The sequence below is a fragment of the Streptomyces sp. NPDC057682 genome (genome assembly GCF_042799575.1).
Taxonomy (GTDB): domain Bacteria; phylum Actinomycetota; class Actinomycetes; order Streptomycetales; family Streptomycetaceae; genus Streptomyces.
On the sequence record NZ_JBHVIN010000004.1, the window covers coordinates 96,379 to 121,028 of the forward strand.

A 24,650-nucleotide genomic window follows, 5' to 3' on the forward strand; every position below is an offset into this window, starting at 1 on the left:
GTACACTCCAGGCGTACGGTCGTACGCTCGTACGGCGCACCGCTCTCCGAACCCATCCGCAGGGGCCCGCTTCATGGATGCCGCCACACGCCGCTGGCGTGCCGCACTGTTCCTCTTCATGCTCGCCGCCGGAACCGGCATGGCCTCCTGGGTCGCGCGCACCCCGGCCGTCCGGGACGGGCTCGACGTCTCCACCGGCGCGATGGGCCTCGTCCTGTTCGGGCTGTCCACCGGTTCGATGGCCGGCGTCACGGCCTCCGGACCGCTGGTGCGCCGCCACGGCGGCCGGGCGACGATCCTCGGCGGCACCGTCCTCATCGTGGCCGGGCTGCTCGTCGTCGCGGCGGGCACCGCGCTGCCCCGGGCGGCCGTCGTCTTCGGCGGACTGGCCCTGTTCGGCGGCGGGATGGGCATGAGCGAGGTGGCCTTCAACATCGAGGGGGCCGCCGTCGAGACGGTCATCGGCCGGTCCGTCCTGCCCGTCCTGCACGGCTGCTTCAGCCTGGGCACGGTCGTCGGGGCGCTCCTCGGCATGGCGCTCACCGCCGCCGCCCTCCCGGTCGGCTGGCACCTCGCCCTCGTCGCCGTCCTCATAGCCGCGGCCGGCATCCGCGCGGTCCTCGCCATTCCGCCCGGCACCGGCAAGGAGACCGCACCGGCCGCCACCGGCCGGGAGGAGGCCCGGGGCGGACAGCTGCGGGTGTGGCGGGACCGCCGGCTCGTCCTGATCGGCGTGATCGTGCTCGCCACGGCCTTCGCCGAGGGCGCGGCCAACGACTGGCTGCCGCTGCTGATGGTCGACGGCTACGACGTGAGCGCCACCGTCGGTTCGCTGACCTTCCTTCTCTTCGCCGCCTCGATGACCCTCGGCCGCTTCGTCGGCGGCCCCCTCCTGGAGCGGTACGGCAGGGTCCTGGCGGTCCGGCTCAGCTGTGTGACCGCCGCGCTCGGCCTCGCGGTGGTGATCGTGGCGCCGAGCCCGGTGATGGCGGGGGCGGCCGCGGTGCTCTGGGGGCTCGGCGCCTCGCTCGGCTTCCCCGTCACGGTCTCCGCGGCCGGCGACCACCCGCACGACGCGGCGGCCCGCGTCGCGGCCGTCTCCACCGCCGGCTACTTCGCCTTCCTCGTCGGCCCGCCCTCGCTCGGCTTCCTCGCCGACCACATCGGACTGCGCCTGACCATGGGCGTCGTCCTCGTCCTGGTGGCCGTCGCCGCCGCGCTGGCCGGGGCGCTGCGCACCGAGCACGACGCCCCGGACGTGGACGGGGAACAGGGACCGGGCACCCACCCGCGCACGGCCCCCGGCGCGGCCCGCGACCCGGGCACGGATCCGGACGCCCGGCCCGCGCCGGTCACTCCCTGACCGCCGCCCCCTCCGGCTCGTCCCACAGCGCGGTGCCGCGGGCGGCGACCAGCGCCCCGATCCGCGCCACCAGCTCACCGGCCGGCAGCGGACCGGGCCTGCGCCCGTCCCTCAGCCGCGGCGCCACCCGCCCGTCGGCGGCCTCCGCCGCCCCGATCACCGCCTGGTACGGCACCAGCCGCGCCTGCCGGATCCGGGCCCCCAGACTGCCCAGCTCCCGGCCCCTGACCTCCGCACGCAGCCCGGCCGCGGCACACCGCCGCACCAGCTCCTCGGCGGCGGGCCGCTGTTCGTCGGAGACCGGCAGGGCCACCAGCTGGACGGGGGAGAGCCAGCCGGGGAACGCCCCGCCGTGCCGCTCGACGAGATGGGCGACGGCCCGCTCCACACTGCCGAGGACGCTGCGGTGCACCATGACCGGGCGGTGCCTGGCCCCGTCGGCGCCGATGTAGTGCAGACCGAAGCGCTCCGGCTGGTGGAAGTCGATCTGGACGGTCGACAGGGTCGACTCCCGGCCCGCCGCGTCCGCCACCTGGACGTCGATCTTCGGACCGTAGAACGCGGCCTCGCCCCCGGCCGCCTCGTACGGCAGCCCGGACGCCTCCAGGACCTCGGTCAGCAGCGCGGTCGAGCGCTCCCACAGCTCCGGCGCGGCCACGTACTTCCCGCCGGGACCCGGCAGCGAGAGCCGGAAGCGGGCCGGCTCGATGCCGAGCGCCCCGTACACCCGCCGGATCAGCTCCAGCGCGTCCCGCGCCTCGCCGGCCACCTGCTCCAGGGTGCAGAAGATGTGCGCGTCGTTCAGCTGGATGGCCCGCACCCGGGTCAGTCCGCCGAGCACCCCGGACAGCTCCGCCCGGTACATCCCGCCCAGCTCCGCCATCCGCAGCGGCAGTTCGCGGTAGCTGTGCGCCCGGGAGCGGTAGATCACGGCGTGGTGCGGGCACAGGCTCGGCCGCAGCACCACCTGTTCACCGCCCAGCTCCATCGGCGGGAACATGTCCTCGCTGTAGTGCGCCCAGTGCCCGGAGATCTCGTACAGCTCCCGTTTCCCGAGCACCGGCGAGTACACGTGCCGGTAACCGGCCCGCTGCTCCTCGGCGCGGATGTACTCCTCCAGGGTGTGCCGCAGCACGGCGCCGTCCGGCAGCCAGTACGGAAGGCCCGCCCCGATCAGCGGGTCGGTGTCGAACAGCTCCAGCTCACGGCCGAGCCTGCGGTGGTCGTGCATGGCGGTCTCCTCGCGGACGAGGGACGGACGACCGCACGGCGAAGCCCCGGGGCGTCCGCCCCGGGGCTTCTCACTGGTCAGCAGTCAGCGCGCCGGGACACTCTCCGGCGTCGTCGTCCTCATGTCGGCGCGCTTCATGCGCGGGACGCTAGCAGCGGCCGTGCGGGCGGCGCACCGCCTTTTCCGCGCGGCCACCGGGGCTCAGCCCTTCCGGGACGAGTCGAGATGGGCGAACACGACCACGTTGTCCACGTAGTCCTTCGCCTTGCGGTCGTAGGTGCCGCCGCAGGTGATCAGCCGCAACTGGGCGTCCGGGGTGTCGGCGTACACCCGCTTGTCCGGGAAGTTCGCCTTGCTGAACGTCTCCACGGTGTCGACCTTGAACGTGGCCACCGTGCCGTCGGCGCGCGTGATGTCGACCGTGGAGCCGGGCCGCAGGAACCGCAGCTGGAGGAAGACGGCCGGACCGGTCGTCGTGTCGACGTGGCCCGCGACGATCGAGGCGCCGCGCTCGCCCGGCGTCGCACCGTCCTTGAACCAGCCGACCAGGTTCTTGTCGTTCGGCGGCGGCGCGTCCAGCCGCCCGGACGGCCCGATCGACAGCGGCGTGAACGGGGCGTCCACCGCGATCGCCGGGATCTTCAGCCGCGTCGGCACCGAACGGGACAGGGCCGGCGTCGCGGCGCTCGGGGACGCCTGGCGGGGGACGGCCGCGGCCGGGGAGGAGGCGGGGGCCGGGGCGGCGGGCGCGGCCGCAGCGGGCGGGGCGGGTGGTTTGTCGTCGGCCGAGGAGCCGAACGAGTTGTAGATCAGCAGCATGCCGATGCCGGCCGCGACGGCCGGCCACAGCAGGGTGCGGCCGAGCGTGGCGGTCTCGGGGGAGGGGGCGGAGGGAGCGGCGGTGGGGGAACCGGGCGACTGCGGGGCGGCCATGGGAACGGAGCCTTTCGTCCGTACGGGGATATGAGGGGGCTCCCCGCGGGAAGCGCCCTGGGCCCGTCCTCCGGACCACGTCCGGACAGGCCCGGCGCGCCCGCGCCCGGTCCGGGCGGGAGCCCCGGGGAAACGACGGCGCCGCGGCCGCCGTCCGGAGGGACGGCGGCCGCGACAGCGAAGCGGCCGGGTCAGGCCATCGCGCCACCCGCCGCCTGACGGCGGCGCAGCTTGTACGCGCCGACGCCGACACCACCGAGGAGCAGCAGCGAACCGGCGGCCAGACCGCCACCGGTCATGGCCATCGCGCCACCACCCGTGTGCATACCGCCGCTGGGCTTGTCCTTCTTCCAGCCCTCGTCGGTCTTGCCGCCCTCGTCCTTGCCCGGCTGCCACTCCTTGGCGACCGTGGACGACAGCGCGCCGCCGCCGGTGTGGACGCCGCCGCTGGGCTTGTCCTTGTACTTGCCGCCCTCGTCGTTGCCGGGCTGCCATTCGGTGACGGTCTTGGCGAGGGCGCCGCCGCCGGTGTGGACGCCGCCGCTGGGCTTGTCCTTGTACTTGCCGCCCTCGTCCTTGCCGGGCTGCCACTCCGTGACGGCCTTCGCGAGGGCGCCGCCGCCGGTGTGGACACCGCCGCTCGGCTTGTCCTTCTTCCAGCCGCCGTCCTCGCTGCTGGAGGACGAACCGCTGTCGTGCTCCCAGTCGCCGGCCGCGAGGGCGTAGGCGGAGGGAGCGGAGAGAGTCAGTACGGCCGAGACGGCGGCCGTGGCGAACAGTGTGCGGGCAGAGCGCATCTGAACACGTGTCCTTTCGTGGCGACTGCGGAGCGTGACGGGATGTCAGCCCAGAGGAACGCAGCGGCTACGTGATCCACCGTCAGCCCGGATTCCGGGGCGCGCCATCGGAGAGCTCCGCATTGGAGCGACGGCATGGGCCCATCGAGTGGCCGGGCCCGGATAATCACCCGTTGGACGGCACGCCGCGCCGGGCGGAGGTTTGGCGGGGGCCGTGTCCCCCGTTCGCTGACGGTGCCTCACCGCCGTACGGGGCGCGGAAAAGGGTTTGCGGGCCGTTCCGGCCCGCTGCTGTACTCGGCGGACCAGCCACAGGACCGGGAGACGCCCATGCGCCGAGCTCACATGTTCACCACGACGGGAATCCACACCACCGCCGAGAACATGGAGTTCTGTGCACACGCTGAATCTGGGCATCCTGGCGCACGTCGACGCCGGTAAGACCAGCCTGACCGAGCGGCTTCTCCACACCGCCGGAATCATCGACGAGATCGGCCGCGTCGACGACGGGAACACCCGGACCGACTCCCTCGCCCTCGAACGGCGGCGCGGGATCACCATCAAGTCCGCGGTCGTCTCGTTCCCCCTCGACGACGTCACCGTCAACCTGATCGACACCCCCGGTCACCCGGACTTCATCGCCGAGGTGGAACGGGTCCTCGGCGTGCTCGACGGAGCCGTGCTGGTGGTCTCCGCCGTCGAGGGCGTCCAGGCGCAGACCCGCGTCCTGATGCGCACGCTCCAGCGGCTGCGCATCCCCACGCTGATCTTCGTCAACAAGACCGACCGGGCCGGAGCCCGCCACGCGCCCGTCCTGCGCGAGATCGCCGAACGGCTCACGCCCCGCGCGGTCGCCATGGGCCCCGCTCCCACCGGGCTCGGCACCCGTGCCGCGCACGGCCCGGCCCACGCCGACGACGACCCCGTCCTCACCGCCCGCCTGACCGACCTGCTCACCCGGCACGACGACGCCCTGCTCGCCGCGTACGTGGAGGGCGACGGAACCCTCGCCCCCGGCAGGCTCCGCCGCGCCCTGGCCGAGCAGACCGGGCGGGCCCTGGTCCACCCGGTCTACGCCGGTTCGGCGTTCACCGGGGCCGGGACCGACGACCTGGTCCGGGGCATCAGGGAGCTGCTGCCCGGGGCGCAGGGGGACCCCGACGGGGAGGTCTCCGGCACCGTGTTCAAGGTCGAACGCGGCCGGTCCGGCGAGAAGCTCGCCTGGGTCCGGATGTTCTCCGGCACCGTGCGCACCCGCGACCGGCTGCCCTTCGGACCGGGCCCCGGCGCCCTCTCCGAGGACCGGGTCACCGGCATCCGGGTCTTCGACGGCGGGACCGACACCCCCGCCGGCTCCGTCGGACCGGGACGGATCGCGAAGCTCACCGGGCTCGGCGCCGTCCGCATCGGCGACACCCTCGGCACCACCGGGACGGCCGGCCCCGCCCACCACTTCGCCCCGCCCACCCTGGAGTCCGTCGTCGTCCCCACCGCCCCGGCCGGCCGCGGCGACCTGCACGCCGCGCTCGCCCAGCTCGCCGAACAGGACCCGCTGATCGGCCTGCGCCAGGACGATGTCCGCGAGGAGATCTCGGTCTCCCTCTACGGCGAGGTGCAGAAGGAGGTCGTCCAGGCCACGCTCGCCGAGGAGTACGGCATCGGCGTCACCTTCCGCGCGACCACCACCATCTGCCTGGAACGGCCCACCGGCTCCGGAGCCGCGTACGAGATCATCGACACGGGCGACAACCCCTTCCTGGCCACGGTCGGTCTGCGCGTCGACCCCGCCCCGCCGGGCAGCGGGGTGAGCTACGCACGGGAGGTCGAGCTGGGCTCCATGCCGTACTCCCTGATGCGGGCCGTCGAGGACACCGTCGTCGAGACGCTCGCCCAGGGGCTGTACGGCTGGCGCGTCACCGACTGCGCGGTCACGATGACGCACTCCGGCTACTGGCCCCGCCAGAGCCACGCGCACGGCACCTTCGACAAGTCCATGTCGAGCACCGCCGGGGACTTCCGCCTGCTGACCCCGCTGGTCCTGATGGACGCGCTGAGAAGGGCCGGCACCACGGTGTACGAACCGGTGCACCGCTTCCGCGCCGAGATCCCCGCCGACACCCTCGGGCCGCTGCTGCCCGTCCTCGCCCGGCTGCGAGCCGTCCCCGGCCCGCCGTCCCCCGACGGCACGGTCTGCGTCCTGGAGGGCGAGATCCCCGCCGACCGGGTCCACGACCTGCAGCAGCGGCTGCCCGGACTGACCCGGGGCGAAGGCGTCCTGGAGACCGCCTTCCACACCCACCGCCCCGTCACCGGCACCCCGCCGCACCGCTCCCGCACCGACCACAACCCCCCCGACCGCAAGGAGTACCTGATCCACACCGTCCGCCGCACCGGCACCGGGGGCGGTCCGGGCTGACCCCGGCCGGGCCCGTCGGGGGCCCCGCGCCCCGTCAGTTCAGCAGCGCCCGCGCCGCCCTGGCCTGGTGGCGCACCGACTCCGCGGCGGCCGGATCGACCGCCGCGACCACTTCCGCGTACGCGTCCATCTCCGCCGCCCCGCGCCCGAACTCCCCGGACTGCACCAGCAGCCGGGCCCGTTCCAGGCGCAGGGCGGCGGGATGCGAGGGCAGCAGCAGCGACAGCTCCACCGCCCACAGCCCCACGTCCGTGCGCTCCGGCCGGGCCGCCGCCCAGGCCCGGATGTTGTTCAGGATCCGCAGCACGATCTCCAGCGGCCGGGCCGGCTCCCGCACGGCCGCGTCGAGCCGTTCCCCGGTCGCCCCCGTCACCAGCAGCTCCGCGTCCTGCTCCGACAGCGGCCGGCCCCCGGCGAACGGATCGGCCAGCACTCCCTCGGCCGGATCGCCGAAGCCGACGACGAAATGGCCCGGCAGCGCCACCCCGAACACCGGCGCCCCGGCCCGCCGCGCGACCTCGATCCACACCACCGACAACAGGATCGGCAGCCCGCGCCGGCGCCGCAGCACCTCGTGCAGCAGCGAGGACTCCAGCCGCCGGTAGTCCGCCGCCGCGCCCTCGAAACCATGGCGCTCGCCCAGCAGTTCGGCCAGCGCCGACGCCCAGGCGCGCCCGCCGCGCAGCCCGTACGGCAGCTGCCCGGCGAGCGCGTCCAGCTCGATCTGCGCCGCGTCCATGGCGGCCGTGTCCAGCGCGGGATCGGCCTCCGCCGCCAGCAGCAGACAGAGCAGCGCCAGATCCGGCCGCTCCGCCCGCGCCTCCTCGGCGAACCTGCGCCGCCGCGCCTCCCGGCCGTCCTCCTCCCCGGCCACGGCTACGCCGCCCGGAAGTGGTGGTACAGGTGGTGCGTCACGAAGCCCATCCCGTCGTACAGGGACCGCGCGCCGTCGTTGTCCGTCTCGACCTGGAGCCAGGCGGCCGACGCGCCCTCGTCCGCCGCCTGCCGGGCGAGCGCGGTCATCACGGCGGTGGCCAGCCCCTGTCTGCGGTGCTCGGGAGCCACCTCGACGGCCATGAAGCCGGCCCACCGCCCGTCCACCACACAGCGCCCGATCGCGGCCGGCGCGGTGTCGCCGCCGGTTCCGGGCACGGTCGCGAACCACACCGAGGGCCCGCTCTCCAGCACGGCGGTCACCTCGGGCCCGGGGGCGGTGGAGCGCTGGTAGCGGGAGAGCCAGGCGTCGTCCACCGCACGGCTCAGCCGCACCCGGCCCACCTCGGCCGGCAGATCGCCGATCGGGGCGAGCGCCGCGATCCGCACCTGCGCCGACACCTCGCGCCGCCAGCCGTGCTCCTCCAGCCCCGCGCACAGTCGCTCCTGGGTGTCCCCGGCACCCGTCGCCGCCTGTACACGGGCGGGCAGGCCACGCGCCGCGTACCACTGCCGGACCCGTTCCAGCGCCTCCGGCAGCGGCAGACCCGGATCCCCGAGCGGCAGGGCGGAGTTGGCGCGCCGGGTGAATCCGGCGGCGGCGCGCAGCCGCCACTCGCCCAGCGGCTCGCTCTCCACCGGCTGCCAGGCGCGGGCGTACACGGGGGCCAGTTCGGCGAAGGAGGCGGCGGGGCCGCGACGGCGTGCGGGGGCGGCCGGCACGACCTTCCCCGCGACCAGAGCGGATGCCTCGATGCGGACCGACACGCCGTCCTTGGGTGTGACGGAGAGCACACCGTCGTTCCAGGATGTGAGAACTCCGACCGTATCGGTGAATTTCGCGCCCCCGGGGCCGTCTTCGGTCAGGCGTCGGACCGATACCCGTTTACCCACGTCAGCCGGTGCAATTCGGACCTCCAGCCGTCCGCCCATGGTGAATTCCACAGCTCTGTCCGCCCCTCCTGTTCGGATCGTGCCCGGGAACGGAGATACTAGGTGCGGGCATCGACGACGCCGCGCTCCCGCGCGAGAGCCAACGCCCTACCGAGGAGGAACGACAGCGTGACCTACGTCATCGCGCAGCCTTGTGTCGACGTCAAGGACAAGGCCTGCATCGAAGAGTGCCCCGTCGACTGCATCTACGAGGGCCAGCGGTCCTTGTACATCCACCCGGACGAGTGCGTCGACTGTGGAGCCTGTGAGCCGGTCTGCCCGGTCGAGGCGATCTTCTACGAGGACGACACCCCGGAGGAGTGGAAGGACTACTACAAGGCGAACGTCGAGTTCTTCGACGACCTCGGGTCGCCCGGTGGTGCCTCCAAGCTGGGCCTGATCGAGCGCGACCACGCGTTCATCGCCGCCCTGCCGCCGCAGAACCAGTAGCAGCGTCCGGCGCGTGCGTCACCCCGGTCCCGTACGGCTCGCTCCGTACGGGACCGCGGTGTTTCCCCGTCGTCCCGTGTCACCCCGTGTGCACCCCGTACGAGAAAGCAGAGATCCGTGTCCGCAGTCTCCTCCCGTCTCCCCGTCTTCCCGTGGGACCGGCTCGCGCCCTACAAGTCGACGGCGGAGAGCCACCCGGACGGCATCGTCGACCTGTCCGTCGGCACGCCCGTCGACCCGGTGCCCGAGCTGATCCGTGAGGCGCTGGTCGCCGCCGCGGACAGCCCCGGCTATCCGACGGTGTGGGGGACGGCCGCGCTGCGGGACGCCCTCACCGGCTGGGTGGAGCGACGGCTGGGCGCCGCGGGCGTCACCCACGAGAACGTGCTGCCCGTCGTCGGCTCCAAGGAACTGGTGGCCTGGCTGCCGACCCAGCTGGGCCTGGGCCCCGGCGACCGGGTCGCCCACCCGCGCCTGGCCTACCCGACGTACGAGGTCGGCGCCCGGCTCTGCGGCGCCGAGCCGGTGGTCTACGACGACCCGACCGAGCTGGACCCGGCCGGCCTCAAGCTGCTCTGGCTCAACTCGCCGTCCAACCCGACCGGCCGGGTCCTCGCCAAGGACGAGCTGATCCGCATCGTCGCCTGGGCGCGCGAGCACGGGGTGCTGGTCTTCAGCGACGAGTGCTACCTGGAGCTGGGCTGGGAGGCCGAGCCGGTCTCCGTGCTCCACCCGGACGTCTGCGGCGGTACGTACGAGGGCATCGTCGCCGTGCACTCGCTGTCGAAGCGGTCCAACCTGGCCGGCTACCGCGCCGCGTTCGTCGCGGGCGACGCGGCCGTGCTGAGCGAACTGCTGCTGATCCGCAAGCACGGCGGCATGATGACGCCCGCGCCCGTCCAGGCGGCGACCGTCGCGGCGCTCGGCGACGACGCGCACGTGGCCGAGCAGCGCCGCCGCTACGCGGACCGCCGCGCGGCCCTGCGCACCGCCCTGGAGTCCCACGGCTTCCGGATCGAGCACAGCGAGGCGAGCCTCTACCTGTGGGCCACCCGCGACGAGCCCTGCTGGGACACGGTGGCCCATCTGGCCGAGCTGGGCATCCTGGTGGCGCCCGGCGACTTCTACGGACCGGCGGGCGACCGCTTCGTCCGGGTGGCCTTCACCGCCACCGACGAGCGCGTCGCCGCCGCCGTCAAGCGGCTGGGCTGACCACGGCGAAGGGCCCCGGGAGCGTGCGCTCCCGGGGCCCTTCCGCGTACGCGGGTCAGCCGCCGATCGGCAGACCGCCCATGAGCTGACCGCCGGCCGGGGCGCCCTTGGCCGCGCCGCCGAGCGCGTCGGCCGCCCCGCCCTGGACGGTCTTGCCGACGCCGGCGGCGGCCGGGGCGGCCTGCTTGCCGGCCTCGCCCAGGGTCTTGCCCGCCACCGGCAGCGCCGTGTCGACGACCTTGGCACCGGCCGGTCCGGCGACGTCGCCGGCCGCGCCGTTCACCGCCTGGCCGAGCCCGGCACCCTCGACGCTGGTGAGGCCGCCGAGGTCCGGGGCCAGCTCCGCGGCACCCGCGGCTCCGGCCGCACCGACCACGGGTGCCGCACCCGCCGCGAGCAGCAGCGCGGTACGGGCGATCCGGCGGGTCAGGGGGAGGGACATGATGCTCCTTCGACGGGGAGGGAAAAGTCGTGGTGTCCGTGGACCGGACGCCATGACAACCGCCCCGGGGCAGGGGGAGGTTGCGGTGCCCCCGGGTAAAGACTGGGTAACGCGTCACATAATCCGCAGCGGAGGAACCCGGGCGGACCCGGCATTCCGCGGCCTCGCGCCGAACCGTCACTTCCCATACGCCCCAAGGGAAACAGCCGATACGCGAGCAGCCGCGCGCACGACCGCCCGGCACAGGCCGGCGCACCCACCGGATCCCCCGTGCGGGCGATGTCTCGTACGGGGGTTCGCGGGGCGTTTCGGGGGGCGGGTGCCTGCGCGGTCGCCGCCCGCCCGGGGAGGTCCCGCGGGGGCCCCGGCGCTACCGCACCAGGCGCATCCGGACGGTCGCGCTGTCGGAAGCGGTGCCGTTTTTCGCGCGCTCCGTCCGCCAGCCCGACTCCGACGTCCACCGCCGGCCCGCGTACGCGACCTCGTCGATGCCGAGCGCCTCGGACTGCGCCACCGCCCAGTGCGCCAGCTCCCAGCCGTGCTGCGGGGCGCCGTCCTTCGCGGAGCGGCGGGCCCCGTCCACCGGCACCGAGAGCGCCGCGTCCGCCTTGGCCCCGGCGGCCCCGGACGTCCCGTCCGCCGCGTCCCCCGCCGGGAGGACGTCCTTGCCGAAGGAACGGACGAGCGCGGTCCGCAGCTTCTCCGGGCGGCCCGTCCCGGCCGTGCTCCGCGGCGGCTCGCAGTTCAGCGCGGCGGGCGTGCGGCCGGTCAGCGCGGCGGCCAGCAGCGCGGCGTCCGGCTCGTGCTTCGCGTACGCCTGCGGGAAGCCGCTGCGCTGGACGCGCTGCGCGGCGACGGTGAGCGGCAGCCGCGAATAGCCCGGCACCTCGGCCAGATGCGCGTAGAACTTCCCGGCCGAGTACACCGGGTCCAGGATCTGCGTCTCCGTGCCCCAGCCCTGCGAGGGGCGTTGCTGGAAGAGGCCCAGCGAGTCCCGGTCGCCGTGCTCGATGTTGCGCAGCCCGGACTCCTGCATCGCCGTCGCCAGCGCGATCGTCACGGCCCGCTCCGGCATGCCGCGCGTGGTGCCCACGGCGGAGATCGTCGCGGCGTTCGCCGCCTGCTCGGCCGTCAGCCGGTACGTCCGCGACCCGCCCGCGGAGCCGTCGGCCGACTCCACCGTGCACTGCTCCGAACCCCGGCTGCCGGTCAGATACTGGGCGGTCAGATAACCGGCCACGGCGACGAGCACGGCGAAGGCCGCCGTGAGGCGCAGACGGCGGCTGCGGGCGGTGTGTCGGCGGGCGGGAGAAACGGTCCGGGGCACGGGGCCACCGTACGCGAGCCGTCTGTGGGTGTCCCGGGCCGCGTTCGCTCATGTACCTCGCGAGGGGGCGTGCGGCAACGTACTAGGGTCATGGCCATGGCCGACAGCACCCTTGACCTCACCCTGGACGGGCCCGCGCTCACCGCGCGGCTCGTCGACTTCCCCTCGGTCAGCGGAGGGGAGAAGGACCTCGCCGACGCCATCGAGGCGGCGCTGCGCCCCCTCGGGCACCTGACCGTCGACCGGCACGGCAACAACATCGTCGCCAGGACCGATCTGGGCCGCGCCGAACGCGTCGTCCTGGCCGGCCACATCGACACCGTGCCGATCGCGGACAACGTGCCCTCCCGGCTCGACGAGAACGGGCTGCTCTGGGGCTGCGGCAGCTCCGACATGAAGTCGGGCGTCGCCGTCCAGCTGCGGATCGCCGCGACCGTGCCCGAGCCCAACCGCGACCTCACCTTCGTCTTCTACGACAACGAGGAGGTCGCCGCCCACCTCAACGGCCTCGGCCACATCGCCGAGGCCCACCCCGACTGGCTGGCGGCGGACTTCGCCGTCCTCCTGGAGGGCTCCGACGCCGAGGTCGAGGGCGGCTGCCAGGGCACCCTGCGCGTCTTCCTGCGCCTGGAGGGGGAGCGGGCCCACTCCGCGCGCAGCTGGATGGGGTCCAACGCGATCCACGCCGCCGCCCCCGTGCTCGCCCGGCTCGCCGCGTACGAACCGCGCCGGCCGGTGATCGACGGCCTCGAATACCACGAGGGCCTCAACGCCGTCCGCATCGAGGGCGGCGTCGCCACCAACGTCATCCCGGACGCCTGCACCGTCGTCGTGAACTACCGCTACGCCCCGGACCTCTCCGAGGAGCAGGCCCTGGCCCACGTCCACGAGGTCTTCGAGGGCTGCGGCGTCGCCGAGTTCGTCGTCGACGACCACTCGGGCGCGGCCATGCCCGGCCTCTCGCACCCGGCGGCCAAGGCGTTCATGGAGGCCGTCGGCGGCACCGCCCGGCCCAAGTTCGGCTGGACGGACGTCGCGCGCTTCGGCTCGCTGGGCGTCCCCGCGGTGAACTACGGCCCCGGCGACCCGATCCTCGCCCACAAGCGCGAGGAGCACGTCCGGACCGACCGGATCGTCCACTGCGAGGAACGCCTCCGCTCCTGGCTCACCGGCTGACCCACGGCATTCCCCTGCCCGTAACCTCCGGCGATCTACGCTGGGCGTGAGACGGGGCGTCGCAGGACGCCCCCGACGTCGGCGGAGGGAGCAGGTCATGGGCAACCCCGAGGATGCGCGGATCCCCGAAGGTGCGGAGATCCCCGAGGGCGCGGTCAGGCCGGAGGAACAGCGACTCGGCCCGGTGCTGCGCCGCAGGGACCAGGTGCAGCCCGGCACCACCGATCAGCGGCTGCTGGACTCCGAGGGCGACTCGGAGTGGGTGCACACCGACCCCTGGCGGGTGATGCGCATCCAGTCGGAGTTCGTCGAGGGCTTCGGCGCGCTCGCCGAGCTGCCGAGCGCGATCAGCGTCTTCGGCTCGGCGCGCACCGCCGCGGGCACCCCGGAGTACGAGGCGGGGGTGCGGATCGGGCGGGCGCTGGTCGACGCGGGCTTCGCGGTGATCACCGGCGGCGGCCCCGGTGCCATGGAGGCGGCGAACCGGGGCGCCCGGGAGGCCAGTGGCATCTCGGTGGGCCTCGGCATCGAGCTGCCCTTCGAGTCGGGGCTCAACCCGCACGTCGACATCGGGGTGAACTTCCGCTACTTCTTCGTCCGGAAGACGATGTTCGTCAAGTACGCCCAGGGCTTCGTCGTGCTCCCCGGCGGCCTCGGCACCCTCGACGAGCTGTTCGAGGCGCTCACCCTCGTCCAGACCGGCAAGGTCACCCGCTTCCCGATCGTGCTGTTCGGTACGGAGTACTGGGGCGGCCTGGTCGACTGGCTCCGCGACACCGTGGTCGCCCAGGGCAAGGCGTCGGACAAGGACCTGCTGCTCTTCCACGTCACGGACGACGTGGACGAGGCGGTCAACCTGGTGACCAAGGAGGTCGGCCGCTAGGGTCCCTTCGCCGCCTCCGCGGGGGCGACCCGCCCCCGCCTCCGCCCGTCGTGCCCGTTACGCCAGTCCGCGCCGGGCGACGGCGGGCGGGCGGTGACCGGCGAGGGACGCCACCATGTCCAGGACGTCGCGGGTCTCGGCCACCTCGTGCACGCGGTAGACCCGCGCCCCCAGCCACGCGGAGACCGCCGTCGTCGCCAGCGTGCCGAGCAGCCGCTCCTTGACCGGGCGGTCCAGCGTCTCGCCGACGAAGTCCTTGTTGGAGAGCGAGACGAGCACCGGCCACCCCGTCTCCGTCATCTCGCCGAGGCGGCGGGTGGCCTCCAGGGAGTGCCGGGTGTTCTTCCCGAAGTCGTGACCGGGGTCGATCATGATCCCGTCCGGCCGGACGCCCAGCGCCACGGCCCGTTCGGCCAGCCCCGTGGTCACCCGCAGGATGTCCTCCATCACGTCCGCGTACCCCACGCGGTGCGGCCGGGTCCGGGGCTCGGCGCCGCCCGCGTGGGTGCACACCAGCCCCGCCCCGTACCGGGCCGCGACCTCCGCGAGATTCGGGTCGACCCCGCCCCAGGCGTCGTTCAGCAGGTCCGCGCCCGCCTCGCACACCGCCGCGCCCACGTCGTGACGCCAGGTGTCGACGCTGATCACCACGTCCGGGTGGCGCCGGCGCACCTCCGCGACGAAACCGACCGTGCGGCGGGCCTCCTCCTCGGCGGTGACCTCCTCGCCGGGACCGGCCTTCACCCCGCCGATGTCGATGATCGCGGCGCCGTCGGACACCGCCCGCTCGACCCGCTCCAGCGCGGGCTCGTCGTCGAAGGTGGCGCCCTGGTCGTAGAAGGAGTCGGGGGTGCGGTTGACGATCGCCATGATCACCGGCTCGTGCGCGCCGAACTCGCGCCGGCCCAGCCTGAGCACACCGCTTCGCATCCCGTGTCTCTCCTTCGAATCCGCCCGGAAGATCGCTCCCGGGACCGACTGCGACCCTAACGGTCGGTGCTGCATGGCACGATCGGACCCGGACGAATTCCGCTCCCGGGGAGATACGCGTGTTCTGGTTCTTGCTGCTCGCGATGGTGGTGGTCGTGGCCGCGGTCACGCTCGCGGTGGTCGGCGGAGGGAGGAGCGCCATTCTTCAGGACGTGGCGCCCGAACTGCTGACGGACCCGCTGCCCGAGAACCGGCCGGTCGGCCGGGCGGACGTGGAGGCGCTCCGGCTGCCCGTCGCCCCGCGCGGTTACCGGATGGCGGACGTGGACGACGCCCTGAGCCGGCTCGGCGCCGAGCTGGCCGAGCGCGACGCCCGGATCGCGGAGCTGGAATCGGCCCTCGCCGGCGCCCAGGCCGTACGGTCCGGCGGACCCGACCTCCTCAAGGAGACGGACGAGCGCCCCAGGGCCCCCTGGGAGGCCCCGGAGCGGCCCCCGACGCCCCCGGCCGTTCCCCCGGCCGACGAGGAGGACGGACGATGAGCGGCGGGACCGAACCGGCGGCCGACGGCCGTCCGCGCTGCCCGTGGGGTCTGTCCACCGAGGACTACCTCACGTACCACGACACCGAATGGGGCCGCCCGGTCCACGGCGACGACGCCCTGTTCGAACGGCTCTGCCTGGAGGCCTTCCAGTCCGGCCTCTCCTGGCTGACGATCCTGCGCCGCCGCGAGGGCTTCCGCTCCGCCTTCGCCGGGTTCAGCATCCCGAAGGTCGCCGAGTTCACCGACACCGACCGGGAACGGCTCCTGGCCGACGAGGGCATCATCCGCAACCGGGCCAAGGTCGACGCCACCCTCGCCAACGCCCGGGAGCTGGCCGGCTGGGCCGAGGGCGAGCTGGACGAGCTGATCTGGTCCTACGCCCCCGACGCGGCGGACCGCCCCGCCCCGCGCACCCTCGCCGACGTGCCGGCCGTCACCCCGGAGTCCACGGCGCTGGCGAAGGACCTCAAGAAGCGCGGACTGCGCTTCATCGGCCCGACCACGGCCTACGCCCTGATGCAGGCCTGCGGCCTGGTCGACGACCACCTCGCCGACTGCGTGGCCCGGGGCGGGGGCGGCACGTCCTAGGCGGTCGCCCTAGCGACCGACGTACTTCGGGTTCCGGTCCTTGTCGAGGAAGGCCTGGACCGCGATCGCGTGGTCCTCCGAGACACCGGCAGCGGTCTGGAGCTCGTCCTCCTTCTCCAGGGCCTCGTCCAGGCTGTGGGAGGCCCCGTAGGCCAGGGACTCCTTGAGCGCGGCGTACGCCACGGTGGGCCCGGCGGCCAGGGCGCGGGCCACGGCGGTCGCCTCGGCGAGGAGGTCGGCGGCGGGCACCAGACGGTTGACGACGCCCAGGTCGAACGCGTCCTGGGCGGAGATCGAGCGCGGGAAGAGCAGCAGGTCGGCGGCGCGGCTGTGGCCTATCAGCCGGGGCAGCGTCCAGGAGACGCCCGAGTCCGCCGTGAGGGCGACCCCGGCGAACGAGGTGTTGAACGAGGCGGTGTCGGCGGCGATCCGGTAGTCGCAGGCGAGCGCGAAGCCGAAGCCCGCGCCAGCCGCCGCCCCGTTGATTCCGGCCACGACGGGCTTCCGCATCCCGGTCAGCGCCCGCACGATCGGGTTGTAGTGCTCCCGTACGGTGCTGAGCGCGTTGCCGCCCTCCGTCTCCCGGGCCTCGGCCAGCTTGCCCAGGTGCTCCTTGAGGTCCTGGCCGACGCAGAAGGCGCGTGTGCCGGCCGCGGTGAGCAGCACCGCCCGTACGGCGGTGTCGGCCTCGGCCGTCCGCAGCGCGTCACGCAGGGCGACCTTGGCCGCCGTGTTCATGGCGTTCATCGCGTCGGGGCGGTTGATCGTGATCGTCGCCAGCCCGTCGCTGACCTCGTAGAGCACGGCGTCCTCGTGATCGGCCATCTGCGGCCCCCTTCGCGTCTCGTTCACCAAGCGTGTCCAGGCAAGCATGGCCGACTTCCGCGAAGGCCGACATGTGAGCTGCGTCTAACAATTCCGCTCCGATGGTGGGCGGAAGGTGGGCCGAAGAGGGCGGAGTATCGCAGCCGGATCGCCGAATTGGGTGGTTTTGACTGAGCGCGTTGCTCAAGCGATGCAGAGCGATGTTGGTCATTGGGGCCGGTGATGCGGGATAATGGCCTGGAAGCAATGTGTTCGATGCCGGTGAGGCAGCGCCTGTCATGGGGCCGCCGGTTGCGATTGAGCTGGTTTCAGGAAGGGGAACGAGCATGGCGGCCATGAAGCCGCGGACGGGCGACGGCCCGCTCGAGGTGACAAAGGAGGGGCGGGGCATCGTCATGCGCGTTCCGCTCGAAGGCGGCGGTCGGCTTGTTGTGGAGCTGACGCCGGACGAGGCCGATGCACTCGGCGATGCCCTCAAGAAGGTCGTCGGCTAGCACCGCGTCCACACTTCACCGCTGCCCGGCACGGCATCCGTGCCGGGCAGCGGTGCGTCCGGGGACGGATGCGGTTTCCCTGGGCGGCGGATCAGCCGCGGCGGACCGCGCAGAGCAGACCGTCGCCGACCGGCAGCAGCGTCGCCAGCAGCTCCTGGCTCTCGCGGACCGTGCGCAGCAGCTCGCGCAGGCGCAGCACCTCGGCCGGCTGGGCGGCCGAATCGATCGTGCGGCCGTCCGCGAAGACGCCCTCGAAGCAGACCAGACCGCCAGGTCGCAGCAGGCGCAACGATTCAGCGAGACAGTCCAGGCACTCCAGCCGGTCGCCGTCGCAGAACACCAGGTCGTAGCCGCCGTCCGCCAGCCGGGGCAGGACGTCCAGGGCGCGGCCGGGGATGAACCGGGCCCGGTTGGCCGCGAAGCCCGCCGCCCGGAAGGCCTCCCGGGCGAACTGCTGGCGCTCGGGTTCGGGATCGACCGTCGTCAGCACCCCGTCCGGCCGCATCCCGTGCAGCAGATAGATGCCGGACACGCCCGTCCCGGTGCCGATCTCGGCCACCGCCTTGGCGTCCGTGGAGGCAGCGAGAAGGCGCAACGCGGCGCCGGTGCCCGGTGACACCGAGCGGAGCCCTGCCTCCCGAGCCCGGTCCCGGGCCCAGCGCAGTGCTTCGTCCTCGGCGACAAAGGCGTCGGCGAACGCCCAGCTCGTCTGCCGGTTGGCGGTAATGACCCTCTCCTGTCCCCATAGTTGGCGCAACGGTGACTGTATCCGCTGCGCCCGGGAACCCGCAGATGGGACCGGGCGTTATGGGGAGAGCGGGGGAAAGCGTGCGGACCGGGCCCGCGGATCGGGCCCGGGACCGGCGGCGAGGCCCGGGGAGACCCCCGGCCCCAGCAGGAAAAAGGCTTATCCGGAGCTAACGGGCGAGGTGGCTATGGTAGGGGCTCCACTGGACACCACCAGAGCCGATAGGGGAGGTGCGGCTGCGCCTGTGGATCGGGGAGGAGTGCTGCGGCGCTTTCTCAGGTCGGCCGGCGAGCCGAAATCCGTGACCAACATTGCTGACCGTTCTTCCAACGACTCCGCAACGACCGCGACCTTCGCCTCGGATGCGGAATCCCAGGCGTGGACGCCGCCCACATGGGAAGAGATCGTCAGCACGCACAGCGGTCGGGTCTACCGCCTCGCCTACCGTCTGACGGGCAACCAGCACGACGCCGAGGACCTCACCCAGGAGGTTTTCGTCCGGGTGTTCCGCTCGCTGTCGACGTACACCCCCGGCACTTTCGAGGGCTGGCTGCACCGCATCACGACCAACCTCTTCCTGGACATGGTGCGCCGCAAGCAGCGCATCCGCTTCGACTCCCTCGGCGACGACGCCGCCGAGCGGCTGCCGAGCCGCGAGCCGTCCCCGCAGCAGGTCTTCAACGACACCCACTTCGACGCCGACGTCCAGCAGGCGCTGGACACCCTCGCGCCCGAGTTCCGTGCCGCCGTCGTGCTCTGCGACATCGAGGGACTCTCGTACGAGGAGATCGCCGCGACCCTCGGCGTGAAGCTCGGCACCGTGCGCAGCCGTATCCACCGCGGGCGCTCGCACCTGCGCAAGGCGCTGCGCCACCGCTCGCCCGAGGCCCGTGCCGAGCAGCGCTCGCTGGCCGGCGCCGTCGTGACAGGGGAGGTCGGAACGGCGTGAGTGGCACAGGTCCGACCCCCGCGGAACACCACCTGGGGGACCGCCTCGCCGCGCTGGTCGACGGGGAGCTGAAGCACGACGCCCGCGAGCGGGTGCTCGCCCATCTCGCGACCTGCGGCAAGTGCAAGGCCGAGGCGGCCGCCCAGCGGCGTCTGAAGAGTGTCTTCGCGCAGTCCGCCCCGCCGTCGCCCTCCGAGGGCTTCCTCGCCCGCCTCCAGGGCCTTCCCGGCGGACCGGGGGGTGACGCCGACGGCCCGGGAAGAGCCCTGGGCGACCCCGGGCGCTTCGGCGGCGGTGTCTTCCCCGTCGCGCGGCCCCCGGCCGGCCCCGGCGAGGGCTCCGGCCCCGTTGACGGTTTCGGCTACCTCCCCACGCTGCACGGCTCGACCGCCGTGCTGCCCCCGGCCGGTACGGGCTTCCGGATCCACGAGGTCGGCCGCGAGGCCGACCGCTCGCCGTGGCGCGGACGCCGGTTCGCCTTCGCCGCGGCCAGTGCCGTGTCCCTGGCCGCCATCGCGCTCGGCGGAGCCCTGCCCACCGGCTCGTCCGGCTCGGACACCACCGCGCGCGGCGGGGCGGGCCGCAGCGTGGCCCCGCTCAACGCGGACGCCCGCGCGCAGAGCGGCAGCGTCAGCCGCCGCGGCGGCGGCCACAACCTGCTGGGCACCGGCGACCACCGGGCCGGCCTCGCGGTCAACGCAGCCCCGCTGGCCTTCTCCGCGACGCCCTCCGTGGCCGGTGCCGCGTTCGGCCGCGGCCCGTTCGCCCTGCCCGTGCAGACGACCGTGTCCGCGCCCTCGCCGATACGCCCCGACGGGACGAACCCCTTGTTCGCCGCCGCCCTCGGCAGCGGGCTGTCGGTCCCGTCCACGCCCGATCCGTCCCGTACGCCCACGTCCGCCGCCGGGCTTCCGGCCTCCTCCGACCACGGACTCCCGCTCGCGCCCCGTCGCTGACACCGGTTCCGGCGCACGGGGCCGCGCAGGCCAACCGCAAACCTGGTTGAATTCCGGCAGGATTTCCGGAGGGGCGCTCCGCAGGGGCGTGCAGAGGCCGGTTCGCGGCGGTTGCGGGGAGAGCATGGACGACGGGAAGACCACCGAGCCCAGGGCGAAGTGGTGGAGCCGGCCCTCGACGGGGCGCGGCACGCACACGGCGCCTCAGGACCCGTCGTCCGTCGAGGACACGGTGGAGCCGGTGGACACCCCCGTGGAGCCCGGCGCCCCGCGTGACGCGGTGCCCGCCGGGCATCCGGCGGGTCCGGCACCGGCCGCCGGGCCGGACCTCCGGAAGGCACCCGCGGCCGACGCCCCGGCCCCCGAGGCCGCGCCCGTTCCGCCGCACGCCGCACCGCCCGTCGAGCCCCCGGCCCAGGCTCCGGCCGTTTCCGGGGCCGCACCCGTTCCGGGCCCCGACCCGGCCGTCGCACCGCAGACCGCGCAGCCGCTGCACGAGCCGGATCAGTACAGCACCCCGCCCTACGGCGGCCCCGGCCCCTGGGCCCCCGCACCCCCGGTGCAGCGGCCGACCCCGGCGCACGGCACCCCGGTGCCCCCGCCGTACGCGGGAACCAACGGCGCGGGCCTGGCGATGCCGCCCGGCACCACGCCCCCGTACGGCACCACACCCCCGCCGCACCCGCAGCCCGTCCCCGTACAGCCGCATCCGCAGCCGTCGCCGCAGTGGGGCCAGTACGACCCCTGGGGCGCGCCCCGGCAGCCGCTCGTCACGCAGCCGGGGCCACCGCTCGGGAGCGACCGCGGACCCCGGCGCAGGGGACGCGGGACGGTGCTCGTCGGCGCCCTGCTGCTCGCGCTGGTGGCGGGCGGCATAGGCGGCGGCATAGGCGCCTACATCGAGCGCAACGGCGGATTCACCCGGATCGAACTGCCCCAGGACGACGCGGACGCGGGCGGCCGCGCCCCCGACAGCGTCGCCGGCATAGCGGCCAGCGCCCTGCCCAGCGTCGTCACCCTGCACGTCAGCGGCAGCAGCGAATCGGGCACCGGCACCGGCTTCGTCCTCGACGACCGGGGCCACATCCTCACCAACAACCACGTGGTCGCCCCCGCCGGTTCGTCCGGCCGGATCACCGTGACGTTCAGCGGCGGCGAGACCGCCGAGGCCGAGATCGTCGGCAAGGACAGCGGCTACGACCTCGCCGTCGTCAAGGTCGACGGAGTCTCCGGGCTGAAGCCGCTGCCCCTGGGCAACTCCGACAACGTCCGGGTCGGCGACCCGGTGGTGGCGATCGGCGCCCCGTTCGACCTGTCCAACACCGTCACCTCCGGGATCATCAGCGCCAAGGACCGGCCGATCACCGCCGGCGGCGAGAAGGGCGACGGCAGCGACATCAGCTACGTCGACGCCCTCCAGACCGACGCCCCGATCAACCCGGGCAACTCCGGCGGCCCGCTGGTGGACACCCACGCGCACGTCATCGGCATCAACAGCGCCATCCGCGCCGCCGACAGCGGCTCCGCCACCGAGGGCGGCCAGGCCGGTTCCATCGGGCTCGGCTTCGCCATCCCGATCAACCAGGGCAAGCGGGTCGCCGAGGAACTGATCAACACCGGACGCGCCACCCACCCGGTGATCGGTGTGACGCTCGACATGAAGTACACCGGTGACGGTGCCAAGGTCGGGCCCAAGGGCGCGGACGGCACGTCCTCCGTGACCGAGGGCGGTCCGGGGGCGAAGGCCGGCGTCCGGCCGGGCGACGTCATCACCGCCGTGGACGGCAAGCGCGTGCACAACGGGGAGGAGCTGATCGTGAAGATCCGGGCCCACCGTCCGGGTGACCGGCTGAAGCTCACACTGAGGCGCGGTGGTAAAGACCTGTCCATGACGGTGACGCTCGGCTCGGCAACCGGCGCGTGACGGCCATGTGGAGCTACCGCGCGGACAGTTTCGCCGGGTACCGTGTGGCGTGTCCGGACCTCATCCGACCTGGTCGCGGAGAACACGAGGAGCCGCAAGGTGTTCAATGACATAGGCGCACTTGAGCTGGTCACGCTCGCCGTCATCGGCGTGCTCATCTTCGGCCCGGACAAGCTTCCCAAGGTCATCCAGGACGCCTCGCGCTTCATCCGCAAGATCCGCGAGTTCTCGGAGAGCGCCAAGGAGGACATCCGCACGGAGCTCGGGCCGGAGTTCAAGGACTTCGAGTTCGAGGACCTCAACCCCAAGACGTTCGTCCGCAAGCAGCTCATGGACGGAAACGACGACCTGGGGCTGAAGGAGATCCGGGAGAGCTTCGACCTCCGCAAGGAGATCACCGAGGTCACCGACGCGGTGAACGGCCGGGAGACCGCGTCCGTCGAGGCGAAGAGCGGCGTGTCGGGCGCGGCGGCGGTCACGGCGGCCAACGGCTCCCCGGGCGCCCCCGACCTGCTGAAGAAGCGCGAGCAGCCGGCCAAGGACGACCACCCGCCGTTCGACGCCGACGCCACCTGACCCCGGTCAATCCCGGCTCGTCCGGACCCTGTCGCTATTCTCCATCTGTCCGGTGGTGAGGACGCCCGCGGGGGGCGGGCCGCTCCGGACCTGACGATCGAGGAGGCGGCCGGGCAGATGGAGACGACGAGTCGGGTGGGCGCGGAGGACGCGCCGGACACAGCCACGGCGGAAGGGGTGCCGGAGGCCCGGCTCGCGGTCGACGGCTATCTGCGGGCACCGTTCCCCTGGTACGGACTGGACGAGGCCTTCACCGGCCCCCGCTGGCTGATGCAGGTCGGCACCGCCGCGGACGGCACGGTGCAGCACGGCTCCACCGGCCACGGCGAGGAGCCCTCCGTGCGCGGCGAGGCCGGCGCGGACAAGCAGCGCTTCGCGGCGGTCGTGACGGTCGCCAGCAGCCCCGTGCGGCGCAGCGGCGACGGCACCGGGGTCCTGGAGGCCACCACGGTCTCCTCCGCGGCCTGGCTGGCCGGCTCCGGACTGCTGGCCTACACCTGGCCCCCGCAGCTGGACCACAGCCTGCGCGACGACTGGCTGGCGCAGCAGACCGAGACGGCGTTCGAGCTCGCCGACGATCTGGAGGGCCCCGCCTGGTCGGTGCTCTCCCTGCCGGTCGACGGGGTGCCGGTGCCCTTCCACTACCGCGAGTCCGAGTTCGGCTGGGTGCTCGCCGGTTCCGCGCAGGGCGTGCACATCGGCGCCTACGGGCGCGGCATGAGCGCCTACGGGCTGGGCTTCTCGGTGGTCCAGGACATCACCTCGTACGCGTAGCGCCACCGCCGTACGCGCGAGAGGCCGGAGCCCGCGGGGCTCCGGCCTCTCGTGTCCGCGCGCCCCGGAGGGCGCCCGGCTCAGAACTTGTTGCGCGGGGTGAGGCCCAGCGACATGCCGGACAGGCCGCGCTGACGGCCTCCCAGCTTCTGCGCGATGGTGCGCAGGGCCTGGCCGGCCGGGGAGTCGGGGTCGGACAGGACGACGGGCTTGCCCTCGTCGCCGCCCTCGCGCAGCCGTACGTCGATCGGGATCGCGCCGAGCACCGGCACCTCGGCGCCGACGGTCCGCGTCAGCCCCTCGGCGACCTTGGCGCCGCCGCCCGATCCGAAGACGTCGACCATCTCGTCGCAGTGCGGGCACGGCATGCCCGACATGTTCTCGACGACACCGGCGATCTTCTGGTGCGTCTGCACCGCGATCGAACCGGCCCGCTCGGCCACCTCGGCCGCGGCCTGCTGCGGGGTCGTGACGACCAGGATCTCCGCGTTCGGCACGAGCTGGGCGACGGAGATCGCGATGTCACCGGTGCCCGGCGGCAGGTCCAGCAGCAGGACGTCCAGATCACCCCAGAACACATCGGCGAGGAACTGCTGGAGCGCGCGGTGGAGCATCGGGCCGCGCCAGACCACCGGGGCGTTGCCCGGGGTGAACATGCCGATGGAGATGACCTTCACGCCGTGCGAGGACGGCGGCATGATCATGTTCTCGACCTGGGTGGGCTTCCCGTCCACGCCGAGCATCCGGGGCACGCTGTGCCCGTAGATGTCGGCGTCCACGACGCCGACCTTGAGGCCGTCGGCGGCCATCGCGGCCGCCAGGTTCACCGTCACCGAGGACTTGCCGACGCCGCCCTTGCCGGAGGCGACCGCGTACACCCGGGTCAGCGAACCGGGCTTGGCGAACGGCACCTCGCGCTCGGCGGTGCCGCCGCGCAGCGAGGCCGCCAGCTCCTTGCGCTGGTCGTCGCTCATCACGTCGAGCGTGACCTCGACCCGGGAGACGCCCTCGACGCGGGCCACCGCCTCCGTCACGTTCGACGTGATCGTCTCGCGCATCGGACAGCCGGAGACGGTCAGATACACCGTGACAGCGACCACACCGTCAGGATCGATATCGACCGATTTCACCATGCCCAGCTCGGTGATCGGGCGGTGGATCTCCGGGTCGTTCACTGTCGCCAGTGCCTCAAGCACCGCGTCTTCCGTAGCCATACGGACGATGTTACGGCGCGTGGAGCTACGCG

General features: G+C 73.6%; 25 protein-coding genes. 14 read left to right on the forward strand and 11 right to left on the reverse strand.

The genetic code is table 11. The features are described from left to right. Positions 1-73: 73 nt before the first annotated feature. Positions 74-1,363, forward strand: coding sequence for an MFS transporter (locus ACFVDM_RS07960; protein WP_383634626.1), 1,290 nt, complete (start codon positions 74-76; stop codon positions 1,361-1,363). On the opposite strand, the gene thrS is transcribed toward ACFVDM_RS07960, so the two are convergent. From thrS to ACFVDM_RS07975, 3 genes are all read right to left on the reverse strand, one after another. Beyond that, the gene (gene thrS / locus ACFVDM_RS07965; protein WP_383634628.1) at positions 1,353-2,594 is read right to left on the reverse strand and encodes a threonine--tRNA ligase; all 1,242 of its coding nucleotides are present in this window, start codon (positions 2,592-2,594) and stop codon (positions 1,353-1,355) included. The two genes, ACFVDM_RS07960 and thrS, sit on opposite strands and share 11 nt — an antisense overlap. A gap of 201 nt (positions 2,595-2,795) precedes the next feature. After that, positions 2,796-3,527, reverse strand: coding sequence for a class F sortase (locus tag ACFVDM_RS07970; RefSeq protein WP_383634630.1), 732 nt, complete (start codon positions 3,525-3,527; stop codon positions 2,796-2,798). 191 nt (positions 3,528-3,718) lie between these two features. Continuing rightward, positions 3,719-4,324: a hypothetical protein gene (locus ACFVDM_RS07975; RefSeq protein WP_383634632.1), complete on the reverse strand. Its 606-nt coding sequence runs from the start codon at positions 4,322-4,324 to the stop codon at positions 3,719-3,721. 394 nt (positions 4,325-4,718) lie between these two features. On the opposite strand from ACFVDM_RS07975, the gene ACFVDM_RS07980 reads away from it, so the two are divergent. After that, entirely contained in the window at positions 4,719-6,740 is a 2,022-nt protein-coding gene (locus ACFVDM_RS07980) for a GTP-binding protein (protein WP_383634634.1), read from the forward strand. Positions 6,741-6,774: 34 nt separating this feature from the next. Here the strand turns inward: ACFVDM_RS07980 and ACFVDM_RS07985 are convergent, their stop codons facing one another. Next, complete coding sequence (locus ACFVDM_RS07985) at positions 6,775-7,614, reverse strand: transglutaminase-like domain-containing protein (RefSeq protein ID WP_383634635.1); 840 nt, start codon at positions 7,612-7,614, stop codon at positions 6,775-6,777. Positions 7,615-7,616: 2 nt separating this feature from the next. After that, positions 7,617-8,618, reverse strand: coding sequence for a GNAT family N-acetyltransferase (locus ACFVDM_RS07990; protein ID WP_383634637.1), 1,002 nt, complete (start codon positions 8,616-8,618; stop codon positions 7,617-7,619). A gap of 117 nt (positions 8,619-8,735) precedes the next feature. Here ACFVDM_RS07990 and fdxA point away from each other — a divergent pair, with 117 nt between their 5' ends. Both fdxA and ACFVDM_RS08000 read left to right on the forward strand, forming a co-directional pair. Next, on the forward strand, positions 8,736-9,056 hold the full coding sequence (gene fdxA / locus ACFVDM_RS07995) for a ferredoxin (protein WP_018956287.1): 321 nt from the start codon (positions 8,736-8,738) through the stop codon (positions 9,054-9,056). A gap of 117 nt (positions 9,057-9,173) precedes the next feature. Then, positions 9,174-10,268, forward strand: coding sequence for a bifunctional succinyldiaminopimelate transaminase/glutamate-prephenate aminotransferase (locus ACFVDM_RS08000; protein WP_383634639.1), 1,095 nt, complete (start codon positions 9,174-9,176; stop codon positions 10,266-10,268). A 55-nt stretch (positions 10,269-10,323) separates the two neighbouring features. On the opposite strand, the gene ACFVDM_RS08005 is transcribed toward ACFVDM_RS08000, so the two are convergent. Beyond that, on the reverse strand, positions 10,324-10,710 hold the full coding sequence (locus tag ACFVDM_RS08005) for an ATP-binding protein (protein WP_383634641.1): 387 nt from the start codon (positions 10,708-10,710) through the stop codon (positions 10,324-10,326). A 370-nt stretch (positions 10,711-11,080) separates the two neighbouring features. Next, positions 11,081-12,037, reverse strand: coding sequence for a hypothetical protein (locus ACFVDM_RS08010; protein WP_383634643.1), 957 nt, complete (start codon positions 12,035-12,037; stop codon positions 11,081-11,083). A gap of 96 nt (positions 12,038-12,133) precedes the next feature. Between ACFVDM_RS08010 and dapE the strand changes: the two genes are divergently transcribed. Next, entirely contained in the window at positions 12,134-13,213 is a 1,080-nt protein-coding gene (dapE, locus tag ACFVDM_RS08015; RefSeq protein ID WP_383634645.1) for a succinyl-diaminopimelate desuccinylase, read from the forward strand. A gap of 97 nt (positions 13,214-13,310) precedes the next feature. Next, positions 13,311-14,096, forward strand: coding sequence for a TIGR00730 family Rossman fold protein (locus ACFVDM_RS08020; RefSeq protein WP_383634647.1), 786 nt, complete (start codon positions 13,311-13,313; stop codon positions 14,094-14,096). Positions 14,097-14,153: 57 nt separating this feature from the next. Here ACFVDM_RS08020 and folP read toward each other — a convergent pair whose 3' ends face one another. Then, positions 14,154-15,026 (reverse strand): dihydropteroate synthase, encoded by an 873-nt coding sequence (gene folP, locus ACFVDM_RS08025; protein ID WP_383634649.1) that lies wholly within the window; start codon positions 15,024-15,026, stop codon positions 14,154-14,156. A 119-nt stretch (positions 15,027-15,145) separates the two neighbouring features. Here folP and ACFVDM_RS08030 point away from each other — a divergent pair, with 119 nt between their 5' ends. Together ACFVDM_RS08030 and ACFVDM_RS08035 are read left to right on the forward strand one after the other, a co-directional pair. Continuing rightward, complete coding sequence (locus ACFVDM_RS08030; RefSeq protein ID WP_383634651.1) at positions 15,146-15,568, forward strand: hypothetical protein; 423 nt, start codon at positions 15,146-15,148, stop codon at positions 15,566-15,568. Then, complete coding sequence (locus tag ACFVDM_RS08035; RefSeq protein WP_383634653.1) at positions 15,565-16,158, forward strand: DNA-3-methyladenine glycosylase I; 594 nt, start codon at positions 15,565-15,567, stop codon at positions 16,156-16,158. The genes ACFVDM_RS08030 and ACFVDM_RS08035 overlap by 4 nt, the downstream gene beginning before the upstream one ends. Positions 16,159-16,167: 9 nt before the next feature. On the opposite strand, the gene ACFVDM_RS08040 is transcribed toward ACFVDM_RS08035, so the two are convergent. Then, positions 16,168-16,983, reverse strand: coding sequence for an enoyl-CoA hydratase/isomerase family protein (locus ACFVDM_RS08040; protein WP_383634655.1), 816 nt, complete (start codon positions 16,981-16,983; stop codon positions 16,168-16,170). A gap of 326 nt (positions 16,984-17,309) precedes the next feature. Between ACFVDM_RS08040 and ACFVDM_RS08045 the strand changes: the two genes are divergently transcribed. Further along, positions 17,310-17,477 (forward strand): DUF3117 domain-containing protein, encoded by a 168-nt coding sequence (locus ACFVDM_RS08045; protein WP_003966491.1) that lies wholly within the window; start codon positions 17,310-17,312, stop codon positions 17,475-17,477. Positions 17,478-17,568: 91 nt separating this feature from the next. Here the strand turns inward: ACFVDM_RS08045 and ACFVDM_RS08050 are convergent, their stop codons facing one another. Beyond that, a complete protein-coding gene (locus ACFVDM_RS08050) occupies positions 17,569-18,234 on the reverse strand; it encodes an O-methyltransferase (RefSeq protein ID WP_383634657.1) in 666 nt (221 codons plus the stop codon). Between the two features lie 178 nt (positions 18,235-18,412). Between ACFVDM_RS08050 and sigE the strand changes: the two genes are divergently transcribed. From sigE to ACFVDM_RS08075, 5 genes are all read left to right on the forward strand, one after another. Beyond that, a complete protein-coding gene (gene sigE / locus ACFVDM_RS08055) occupies positions 18,413-19,174 on the forward strand; it encodes an RNA polymerase sigma factor SigE (RefSeq protein WP_383634659.1) in 762 nt (253 codons plus the stop codon). Continuing rightward, on the forward strand, positions 19,171-20,130 hold the full coding sequence (locus tag ACFVDM_RS08060; protein WP_383634661.1) for an anti-sigma factor family protein: 960 nt from the start codon (positions 19,171-19,173) through the stop codon (positions 20,128-20,130). The genes sigE and ACFVDM_RS08060 overlap by 4 nt, the downstream gene beginning before the upstream one ends. Before the next feature lie 124 nt (positions 20,131-20,254). Continuing rightward, positions 20,255-22,054, forward strand: a complete 1,800-nt coding sequence (locus ACFVDM_RS08065; protein ID WP_383634663.1) for a S1C family serine protease — start codon at positions 20,255-20,257, stop codon at positions 22,052-22,054. Between the two features lie 99 nt (positions 22,055-22,153). Further along, positions 22,154-22,630 (forward strand): sec-independent translocase, encoded by a 477-nt coding sequence (locus tag ACFVDM_RS08070; RefSeq protein WP_383634665.1) that lies wholly within the window; start codon positions 22,154-22,156, stop codon positions 22,628-22,630. A gap of 117 nt (positions 22,631-22,747) precedes the next feature. Further along, the gene (locus ACFVDM_RS08075; protein WP_383634667.1) at positions 22,748-23,404 is read left to right on the forward strand and encodes a hypothetical protein; all 657 of its coding nucleotides are present in this window, start codon (positions 22,748-22,750) and stop codon (positions 23,402-23,404) included. An 80-nt stretch (positions 23,405-23,484) separates the two neighbouring features. Here ACFVDM_RS08075 and ACFVDM_RS08080 read toward each other — a convergent pair whose 3' ends face one another. Then, positions 23,485-24,618 (reverse strand): Mrp/NBP35 family ATP-binding protein, encoded by a 1,134-nt coding sequence (locus tag ACFVDM_RS08080; RefSeq protein ID WP_383634669.1) that lies wholly within the window; start codon positions 24,616-24,618, stop codon positions 23,485-23,487. Positions 24,619-24,650: the final 32 nt, after the last annotated feature.

Coding starts and splice junctions, on each gene's coding strand:
- ACFVDM_RS07960 (WP_383634626.1), top strand. CDS start 74: ATGGATGCCGCCACACGCCGCTGGCGTGCCGCACTGTTCCTCTTCATG.
- thrS (WP_383634628.1), bottom strand. CDS start 2,594: ATGCACGACCACCGCAGGCTCGGCCGTGAGCTGGAGCTGTTCGACACC.
- ACFVDM_RS07970 (WP_383634630.1), bottom strand. CDS start 3,527: ATGGCCGCCCCGCAGTCGCCCGGTTCCCCCACCGCCGCTCCCTCCGCC.
- ACFVDM_RS07975 (WP_383634632.1), bottom strand. CDS start 4,324: ATGCGCTCTGCCCGCACACTGTTCGCCACGGCCGCCGTCTCGGCCGTA.
- ACFVDM_RS08005 (WP_383634641.1), bottom strand. CDS start 10,710: ATGTCCCTCCCCCTGACCCGCCGGATCGCCCGTACCGCGCTGCTGCTC.
- dapE (WP_383634645.1), top strand. CDS start 12,134: ATGGCCGACAGCACCCTTGACCTCACCCTGGACGGGCCCGCGCTCACC.
- ACFVDM_RS08020 (WP_383634647.1), top strand. CDS start 13,311: ATGGGCAACCCCGAGGATGCGCGGATCCCCGAAGGTGCGGAGATCCCC.
- folP (WP_383634649.1), bottom strand. CDS start 15,026: ATGCGAAGCGGTGTGCTCAGGCTGGGCCGGCGCGAGTTCGGCGCGCAC.
- ACFVDM_RS08035 (WP_383634653.1), top strand. CDS start 15,565: ATGAGCGGCGGGACCGAACCGGCGGCCGACGGCCGTCCGCGCTGCCCG.
- ACFVDM_RS08040 (WP_383634655.1), bottom strand. CDS start 16,983: ATGGCCGATCACGAGGACGCCGTGCTCTACGAGGTCAGCGACGGGCTG.
- ACFVDM_RS08045 (WP_003966491.1), top strand. CDS start 17,310: ATGGCGGCCATGAAGCCGCGGACGGGCGACGGCCCGCTCGAGGTGACA.
- sigE (WP_383634659.1), top strand. CDS start 18,413: ATGGTAGGGGCTCCACTGGACACCACCAGAGCCGATAGGGGAGGTGCG.
- ACFVDM_RS08065 (WP_383634663.1), top strand. CDS start 20,255: ATGGACGACGGGAAGACCACCGAGCCCAGGGCGAAGTGGTGGAGCCGG.
- ACFVDM_RS08075 (WP_383634667.1), top strand. CDS start 22,748: ATGGAGACGACGAGTCGGGTGGGCGCGGAGGACGCGCCGGACACAGCC.
- ACFVDM_RS08080 (WP_383634669.1), bottom strand. CDS start 24,618: ATGGCTACGGAAGACGCGGTGCTTGAGGCACTGGCGACAGTGAACGAC.